Annotated in this window: 8 protein-coding genes; 1 reads left to right on the forward strand and 7 read right to left on the reverse strand. The window is 74.9% G+C overall.

The window, feature by feature from the left end; genetic code table 11:
- The first annotated feature begins 350 nt into the window (after positions 1 to 350).
- Complete coding sequence (locus K6I33_RS27640) at positions 351 to 1034, forward strand: DedA family protein (RefSeq protein WP_229357263.1); 684 nt, start codon at positions 351 to 353, stop codon at positions 1032 to 1034.
- A gap of 51 nt (positions 1035 to 1085) precedes the next feature.
- Here K6I33_RS27640 and K6I33_RS27645 read toward each other — a convergent pair whose 3' ends face one another.
- From K6I33_RS27645 to K6I33_RS27675, 7 genes are all read right to left on the reverse strand, one after another.
- Positions 1086 to 2168 (reverse strand): polyprenyl synthetase family protein, encoded by a 1083-nt coding sequence (locus tag K6I33_RS27645; protein WP_229357256.1) that lies wholly within the window; start codon positions 2166 to 2168, stop codon positions 1086 to 1088.
- Positions 2169 to 2235: 67 nt separating this feature from the next.
- A complete protein-coding gene (locus K6I33_RS27650; RefSeq protein ID WP_229357257.1) occupies positions 2236 to 2583 on the reverse strand; it encodes a DUF805 domain-containing protein in 348 nt (115 codons plus the stop codon).
- 111 nt (positions 2584 to 2694) lie between these two features.
- Positions 2695 to 3666: an ABC transporter permease gene (locus tag K6I33_RS27655; protein WP_229357258.1), complete on the reverse strand. Its 972-nt coding sequence runs from the start codon at positions 3664 to 3666 to the stop codon at positions 2695 to 2697.
- Positions 3663 to 5213, reverse strand: a complete 1551-nt coding sequence (locus tag K6I33_RS27660) for a sugar ABC transporter ATP-binding protein (protein WP_229357259.1) — start codon at positions 5211 to 5213, stop codon at positions 3663 to 3665. Before K6I33_RS27660 ends, K6I33_RS27655 begins: the two co-directional genes overlap by 4 nt.
- Positions 5210 to 6247 (reverse strand): sugar ABC transporter substrate-binding protein, encoded by a 1038-nt coding sequence (locus K6I33_RS27665; protein WP_229357260.1) that lies wholly within the window; start codon positions 6245 to 6247, stop codon positions 5210 to 5212. Before K6I33_RS27665 ends, K6I33_RS27660 begins: the two co-directional genes overlap by 4 nt.
- 316 nt (positions 6248 to 6563) lie before the next feature.
- Entirely contained in the window at positions 6564 to 6665 is a 102-nt protein-coding gene (locus K6I33_RS27670; RefSeq protein WP_229357261.1) for an ALQxL family class IV lanthipeptide, read from the reverse strand.
- Position 6666: 1 nt separating this feature from the next.
- Positions 6667 to 8001 (reverse strand): lanthionine synthetase C family protein (locus K6I33_RS27675; RefSeq protein WP_229357262.1); only part of this gene is annotated, 1335 nt, incomplete at its 5' end.

Raw genomic sequence — 8001 nt, forward strand, 5'->3', positions numbered from 1 at the left:
CCCCCGCGCCGGTGCCGCCGTCGCCCAGGGCTCCGGGCGCCGCCCCGTCGGGCCCCAGCGCGCGGGCGAGGCCGGAGCGGGGGTCGGCCCCGAAGGGTGAAGTGGTCACTGCGGTCGTCCCGTCCGGCGGGCGCACGACGGCAGGCCACCGCCCACCGAGGTCGATTGCCCGTACGGGCACATTCCTGGGCAGGGCTCCCGGGTGTGCGACCGCAGGAACGATCACGGCGACGCGGAGGGAATCGTCTACATCGCGGTAGACAGTGCCCGTGTTTGTCGGCATGCTTGACGTCGGCCGGGGCGCCGCGGCCGGCCGTGCCCGCTCGTCCTCCTGGAAAGGGCCCGTGACGTTGTCCCCCTCCTCGCTCGTGACGGCCGCACCGCTGGCCGTCAACGTCCTCGACGCCCGGTCGCTCCTCGCCGCCTTCGGAGTCCTCGGGGTCGGCATCGTGCTGTTCGCCGAGACGGGGCTGCTGATCGGCTTCTTCCTGCCCGGGGACTCCCTGCTGTTCACGGCGGGCCTGCTGTGCACGGGAGCCTCGGGCACGGGCGTGCGGCTGTCGCTGGTGCCGCTGCTGATCTCGGCCGCCGTGGGCGCGCTCGCCGGGTCGCAGTGCGGCTATCTGCTGGGGCGGAAGGCGGGCGGCGCCCTGCTCGCCCCCGGCCGCTCGGCGCGCCTGCGCGAGGGGGCGGAGCGGGCGGAGGCCCTCCTCCAGCGCTACGGGCACGCGAAGGCCATCGTGCTGGCCCGGTTCGTGCCCGTGGTGCGCACGGTGCTCAACCCCATGGCGGGCGCCCTGCGGGTGCCCGCGCGCACCTTCACCGTGTGGCAGGTGGCCGGCGGCCTGGTGTGGACGATGGGGCTGATCCTGGGCGGCTACGCGCTCGGTTCGTCCGTCCCGAACGTCGACCGCTATCTCCTGCCGGCCGTCGCCGTGATCGTCGGCGTGTCGCTCGTCCCGGTCGCGGCCGAGCTGTACCGCTCCCGCCGGACGGCGGCGCGGCGGCGGAGCGAGGCGTCGGAGAGCCGGTAACGCGTCCGGCTCACCCGCGTTCTCCCCGCCGGGTGCGTCGTGGCGGGGCGTTCAGAGTGTGCGTTCCACGCTCCACAGCGGCAGGCGCGCGAAGAAGGTCACGGCCTCCTCGCGCCAGTGGGGGTGCCACGAGGCGGCTTCGGCGGAGGCTTCCCCGGCGTAGCGGCGCATGTCCGAGCGGAGCTTGTCCTCGACGCCCCGCTGCCGGGCGATCCCGCGGACGCGGTCGACGGTCGCGGCCGAGCAGTGGGGGTCGCCCAGCGCGGACTCGACGACGGCCCGTTCGTCGCCGGTGGTGGCGGCCAGGACAGCGCGGAGGGCGTAGCTGCGGCGGCCGGCGCGGAGGTCGGAGCCCGAGGGTTTGCCGACGACGCCCTCGTCGCCGAACAGGTCGAGGTAGTCGTCGCGCATCTGCTCGTAGATCCCGACCAGTGTCGCGTAGCGGCGCAGCCGCCCGTCGTGGCGGGCGGGGTCCTCGCCGGCGGCCAGGAGGCCCAGGCGCAGGGGCGCGAGGATGGAGTAGCGGGTGGTCTTGTAGTCGGTGACGGTGTGGAGGAGCTCCTCGCTGGGCATCGCCTCGAAATCCCGTTCCAGGTCGATGATCTGACCGGTGACCGTGTCCGCCGCCGCGTCCATCTGCACCCGCAGCATGGCCTGGAGCGCTCCGGCGGGGACGTCGGCGTCCAGGAGGACGCGCAGGGACAGGAAGGCTGCGAGGTCGCCGGCCAGGACGGCGAGGCCCAGCGCGGTCTGTTCGTGCCCCGGGAACTCCTCGCGGTAGGCGTAGTACGTCGAGGGGCCGCCGCGGCGGACGGGGGCGTCGTCGATGATGTCGTCGTGGATCAGCCCGTGGGTCTGGAGCAGTTCGACGCTGAGGGCGGCCTCGTCCAGGCCGGGCACGTCGTCGGCGGTGACCAGCCGGGCGGCCTCGTACAGGAGGGCGACGCGCAGGCGTTTCCCGCCGCGCAGGGAGAGGTCGCGCAGCAGGTCGAGGCAGCGGGGGGTGAAGCGGCTCAGCGCCGGTGTGCCGAGGTCGTCCGCCAGGGAGTCGAAGTACGTCTCGAACCGGGCGTTGAACCGGTGCCGGTGTCCGGCGACGCGTTCGAGGGCGGTGGCCGTGGCGGTGTCGTTCATGAACGACATTGTCCGCGAGTGCGGGGCGTGCCCCGCACTCGTCCGGCGGCGCCGGGCCCGGAGGGGGTCAGTTGGCGGGGGCGTACGGCCCGTAGGCGTTGTCGCGCGGCTGGCTGTCCAGGGCCAGGAACACCAGCAGGACGATGGTCCCGACGATCGGGATCAGGCTGATCAGCAGCCACCAGCCGGTGCGGTCGGTGTCGTGCAGCCGGCGGACGCTGACGGCGAGGCCGGGCAGGAGCACGGCGAGGCTGTAGAGGAGCCCGAGGACGGGGCTCGTGCCGAGCGCGGAGTCGACGATGGCCAGCAGGATGCCGATGATGAAGTTGATCAGGGTGAACATCCAGAACTCCGGGCGGCGCGCCCGCCCGCTGAACGTCGCGTATCGCTTGAGCACGTCCACGTACCAGTGCACTTGGTCCCCCTGGAAGCGCGACGGGCCCGGTCCTCGTCGACCGGGCACTCATGCCGAACGTAGGGCGCCCAGGGGGGTTGGTCAATGGCGCCCGGTGCGGCCGCGGCGTGCTCATCGCTGCCGCTCGCCCGAGGCGAAACGGGAGACGATCAGGGCGACGATGATGATGACGCCGTTGAGGAACTGGTTCCACAGCGGCGGGACGCCCGCGAGGGTCATGACGTCGACGACGAGCTGAAGGGTGAGCACACCGGTCAGGGCGCCCGTCAGGGTGCCCCTGCCGCCGTCGAGGCTCACTCCGCCGATGACGGTGGCGGCGAAGACCTGGAAGATCCAGCCGCTGCCCTGGTTCGCGGACACCGAGCCGTAGTGGCCGGTGTAGAGGACGCCGGCGAAGGCGGCGAGCAGCCCGGCCAGGACGAGGACGACGCCGGTGACGCGGTCCACGCGGATGCCGGCGGTGCGCGCGGCCTCGGCGTTGCCGCCGATGGCGTACAGGGCCCGGCCGTGCCGGAGCCGGCCGAGGGCGCAGCCGCCGGCGAGGTAGAGCAGGCCGGTGAGCCAGACGGCGGCGGGGACGCCGAGCCACGCGGTGCGGCCGAGGTAGGTGAAGGACGCGGGCAGGTCGATGATGGACTGGCCCCGGGACAGGGCGATCTGAAGGCCGCGCAGCATGGTGAGCCCGCCGAGGGTGACGATGAAGCCGTTGAGCCGCAGCCCCAGGATCAGGGCGGCGTTCAGCGCGCCGACGAGCGCGCCCGCGAGGAGGCACAGGGGTACGGCGAACGCTCCGGGGAGCAGGCCGAGTCCGCTGAAGCGGCCGCCGTCGGCGGGAAGGACCACCCACAGGGCCACGACCGGGGCGGCGCCGATGGTGGACTCCAGGGAGAGGTCCATGCGTCCGGCGATCAGGACGAGTGCCTGGGCCAGGACCAGCAGCCCGAGTTCGGTGGACTGCTGGGCGACGCCGATCAGGTTGTCGGTGGTCAGGAAGGCGGGCGAGGCGATGAAGCCGGCCACCCCGGTGAGCAGCAGCACGGGCACCAGGGACAGCCGCCGCAGCCGGCCGGGGCCGGCCGTCACGTCGCTTCCCCTTCCGTGTCTCCGGTGATGCCTTCCATGGCGGCGACGAGTCGTTCGTCGCTCCAGCCGGTGGCGAGGGCGGCGGTGATCCGGCCCTCGCGCATGACCAGGACCCGGTCGCACATCCGCAGGTCGTCCGGTTCGTCGGAGACGATCAGGGCGGCGGCGCCGTCGGTCACGGCCCGCCGGATCCTGCCGAGCAGGAACTCCTTCGCGGTGACGTCGACGCCGTTGGCGGGCCGGACGGCCACCAGGACCCGGGGGTTGGTGGCCAGCGCCCGGGCGACGACGACCTTCTGCTGATTGCCGCCGGACAGGGCGGAGACGGGTGTCGTGAGCGCGGGCGTGACGATGGCCAGGTCCTCGACGAGGGCTCCGGCGAGGGCCCGGACCCGGGCGGGGCGGAGCGTGCCGAAGGGGCCGAGCCGGGCCCCGGCCGTGAGGGTGACGTTCTCGTCCACGCCCCGGCCGGGCACCAGGCCCTGGCGGTGCCGGTCCTCGGGCACCAGGCCGACCCCGGCCGCCACGGCGCCCGGTACGTCGCCGCCGCGCAGGGCCCGTCCCGCCACCTCGACGCGCCCGGCGCGGAAGCGGTGGAGGCCCGCGACGCCCTCCCCCACCCGGACATTGCCGCTGACGGCGGAGCCGGCCAGCCCCACGGCCTCCCCGGCGCGCACGGTGAGGGACACCCCGTGGCAGGCGCCGGGCAGGGTCAGGCCGTCGACGGACAGCAGCACCGGGGCGTCCCGCCGGGCCACCGCCGGTGCGTGCCCGGTGGGCGCCCGTCCTTCCGGGGTCCCGGTCATGGCCGCCACCAGGGTGTCCCGGCCGAGCCCGGCCACCGGGGCGGTCAGCGCATGGCGGCCGTCCCGCAGGACGGTGACGCGGTCGCACAGGTCGTGGACCTCCCGCAGGTGGTGCGAGATGTACAGGAACGCCACGCCCTGCCGGCGCAGGTCCCGCAATCTGGTGAAGAGGCGGTCGATACCCGGGGCGTCGAGGGCGGCGGTCGGCTCGTCGAGGACGACGAACCGGGTGCCGAAGGACAGCGCGCGGGCGATCTCCACGAACTGCCGCTGTACGACGGTGAGGTCACCGGCCCGGGACACCGGGTCGAGGTCCACGCCGTACGCCCCGAGGAGTTCCGCCGCCCGCCGGCGCAGGTGCTTCCAGCGGATGGGGCGCAGGGCCGAGGCGCTCTGGCGGTTGAGGAAGAGGTTCTCGGCGACGGTGAGTCCGGGAAGGATGGTGGAGCGCTGGTGGACGCAGGCCACGCGGGAGCGCCAGGCCGGGGTGTCGCCGTAGGCGGGCGCGGCCCGGCCGTCGAACCGCAGGGTGCCCGTGTCGGGTTTCGCGAGGCCCGTGAGGAGCGAGACGAGCGTGGACTTGCCCGCGCCGTTGCGGCCGACCAGGGCGTGGGACTCGCCCGGCAGCACGGCGAGGCGCACGTCGCGCAGCGCGACGGTGGCCCCGTAACGCTTGGAGACGCCGATCGCCTCGGCCACCGGTGTCCCGTCCGCCGTGGTGTCGTTCTCCGCCGGGGTCATCGGCCGACGCTGTTGCCCCACAGCGTTTTGTCGTCGACGTTGTCCGTGGTCACCAGGGGGGCGGGCAGCTGGTCCTCCAGGCCGTTGGGCAGGGCGACGATGGTGGAGCGGTGGTCGGTGGGGCCGGGGGCGAAGGTCTTCCCGGCGAGCGCGGCGCGGGCGTAGTACAGGGCGTACCGGGCGTACAGGTCGGCGGGCTGGGAGACGGTGGCGTCGATCTGTTTCCTGCGGATGGCGTCCAGTTCCTGGGGGATGCCGTCGTTGGAGACGATGGTGATGTGGCCGGGTTGTCCGGCGGCTTTGAGCAGGCCCTTCTGCTGGAGGAGCGCCAGGGTGGGCTGGAGGAAGACGCCGCCGGCCTGCATGTAGACGCCGTCGAGGTCGGGGTGCTGGGCCAGCAGGCCCTGGAGCTTGGCGGAGGCGACGTCGCCCTTCCAGTCGGTGGGCAGCTCGAAGACCCTGATGCCGGGGTGGTTCTTCTTCATGCAGGTGGCGAAGGCCTCGGAGCGGTCGCGCCCGTTGACGGAGTCCAGGGAGCCCTGGAGTTCGGCGACCTTTCCCCTGCCGCCGAGCCGTTCGCCGAGGAAGCGGCAGGCGGTGGTGCCGTAGGCGCGGTTGTCGGCGCGCACGACCATGTAGACCGGTTCCTTGTCGGGCCGGGTGTCGACGCTGACGACGGGGATCCTCCGGGCGGCGAGCTCCTTGAGCGCGGCGGCGACGGCGCCGGTGTCCTGGGGTGCCATGACGACGGCCTTCGCGCCGGTGTCGCGGAACACCCGTATGTTGGCGACCAGCCGGGTGACGTCGTTCTGGGAGTTGCTGACGGGCAGCAGATTCGCGCCCGCGCCCGCTGACTTGATGTAGGCGGCGTAGGAGTTCCAGAAGTCGGAGTCGGAGCGCGGCAGGTCGACGCCGATGGGGCTGTCGCCGGGGCCGTCTCCCGTCACGGCTGTGCCACCGCCGCGCCCGCAGGAGACGGCCAGTGCCACGGCGGCGAGCGCCACCGCGGCCGTACGCGCCCTGGTGAGCCTCATGTCGCCGACGCCCTCCCTCCGGCCGGGCCCGCACCCCGGTGCGGCACCGGCCGATCGCCCCCGGCGGGTCCGGGGTTCGCGGTCCGGAAGGTTCGATCGTGGCGCCGGACGGGGCGGTGGGGGAGGTCATTTGCGGCCGATGTGATCAGCCTTCCGGCGGGTGGATCCGGCCGGTTCGCCCATGGCGGGACACGGCCGGGCCGCCCTCGCGACGCGGCGCGCCGGCCCGCGCCCCGGGGGTGTTCCGGGCGGCGGTCCGGCGCGCCTGGACCGGCCGGCCGTCGACGGGCTCGTCGTCGACGCCGTCTCGGTGGTGTCACTCCTCCTCGGCGGTCACGGCGGTGTCCGTGCACGGCCAGAAGCCGGTGTCGGCCTGCTCGGCCTCCAGCATCTGGAGGGCGGTCACGTCATGCGTCATCTCATGTCACCTCCTTCGCGAGCGGTGCGGTGGGTGCTCGCCCGGCCGTCGTGCCCGCGCCGGTGAGCGTTCGGGGCAGCCACAGGCGGGGACCCCCGTCCCGCAGCCGCAGCAGGAAGGCGAGCACGCCGGCGAGCCCGGTGCCGTAGTCGGCGTGGACCGACGTCCAGGTCTCGTCGGGGGCGAGGACACGCCCGGCCCGCAGGGTGTGCCGGGCGTGGAGAGCGCCGGCGAGGTCCTCGGCCCAGTCGCGGTGGCGCTGTTCGCCGCGCGCCTCGGCGAGGTCGAGGAGGAACTCGCCGTCGCCGGCCAGGCCGTGGCACTGGGCGGTGCCCGCGTGCCGGCGGGAGCGGTGGGCCGCGACCGCCGCCCGGACGGCTCCGTCGAGGAACGCGGTGTCGCCGGTCGCGCTCCACATGCGCAGCAGGAAGGTGCCGATGCCGGACGATCCGCTGCACCAGGTGGTCCGGCGGGGGCCGCCGGAGGGCCCGGCGGGCCAGTACGCGGCGTCGTCGGTCACGTCGGCGGCGGCGAGGAGGGTGCGGGCGGCGGCGTCGGCCAGCGCGAGGTGGTCGCCGTCCCCGGTGGCCAGGCCCACGGCGAGCAGGGACGCGCCGACGCCGGCGGTGCCGTGGGCGAAGCCGTAGTGGACGACCTCGGCGGGGTCCGAGAGGCAGCCGGGCGGAACGGGCCAGAGCAGGCGTCCGGCACGGCGGGTGGCCGCCGAGGCCAGCGCGGTGGCGGCGGCGCGGGCCCGGTCGAGGAAGTCGCCGGCCCCGGTGGCCTCCCAGAAGCGGAGCTGGGTCAGGGCCGCTCCGGCGGTGCCGTGGCACACGTCGGGGTTGGGCCACGCGAGGGGCACGCGGCGGGCGAGCGCCGCCGCGGCGTCGGCCAGGGCCGGGTCGTCCAGGGCCTCCGCGGCGTCGAGGAGGGCCCACGCGGTGCCGGAGCGGCCGAAGTGGAGGCCCGGCAGGACGCGTGGCTCGCGCCCGGCGTGGCGGGTGATCCACGCGGCGGCCGCGGCGGTGGCCTCGCGCACGGCGGGGTCGGCGGTGGTGCGGCAGGCCCGTGCCAGGACGCCGAGGACACCGGCGGCGCCGTGCTGGACGTTGAACGCGTCGCTCGTCGCGCCGTAGGGCGACGGCGGCCAGAGCCGGTCCGTGCCGTCCGGGTCCATGGTCGCGAGGAGATGTGCCAGGCAGCCGTCGGTGAGCGGGGCCAGGTCCGGCCGTGACACCGGGGCCGCGGGCCGCGGCGGCTGTCCGGTGAGGGCGCGGCGGACGTCCGCGAGGCCGGGGCGCCGGGCCGGTTCGGCGCGCAGCAGGGCGAGGGCGGG

Origin of the sequence: Streptomyces sp. UNOB3_S3 (assembly GCF_020740895.1) — a bacterium.
Lineage (GTDB): Bacteria > Actinomycetota > Actinomycetes > Streptomycetales > Streptomycetaceae > Streptomyces.

Coding starts and splice junctions, on each gene's coding strand:
- K6I33_RS27660 (WP_229357259.1), bottom strand. CDS start 5,213: ATGACCCCGGCGGAGAACGACACCACGGCGGACGGGACACCGGTGGCC.
- K6I33_RS27670 (WP_229357261.1), bottom strand. CDS start 6,665: ATGACGCATGACGTGACCGCCCTCCAGATGCTGGAGGCCGAGCAGGCC.
- K6I33_RS27645 (WP_229357256.1), bottom strand. CDS start 2,168: ATGAACGACACCGCCACGGCCACCGCCCTCGAACGCGTCGCCGGACAC.
- K6I33_RS27665 (WP_229357260.1), bottom strand. CDS start 6,247: ATGAGGCTCACCAGGGCGCGTACGGCCGCGGTGGCGCTCGCCGCCGTG.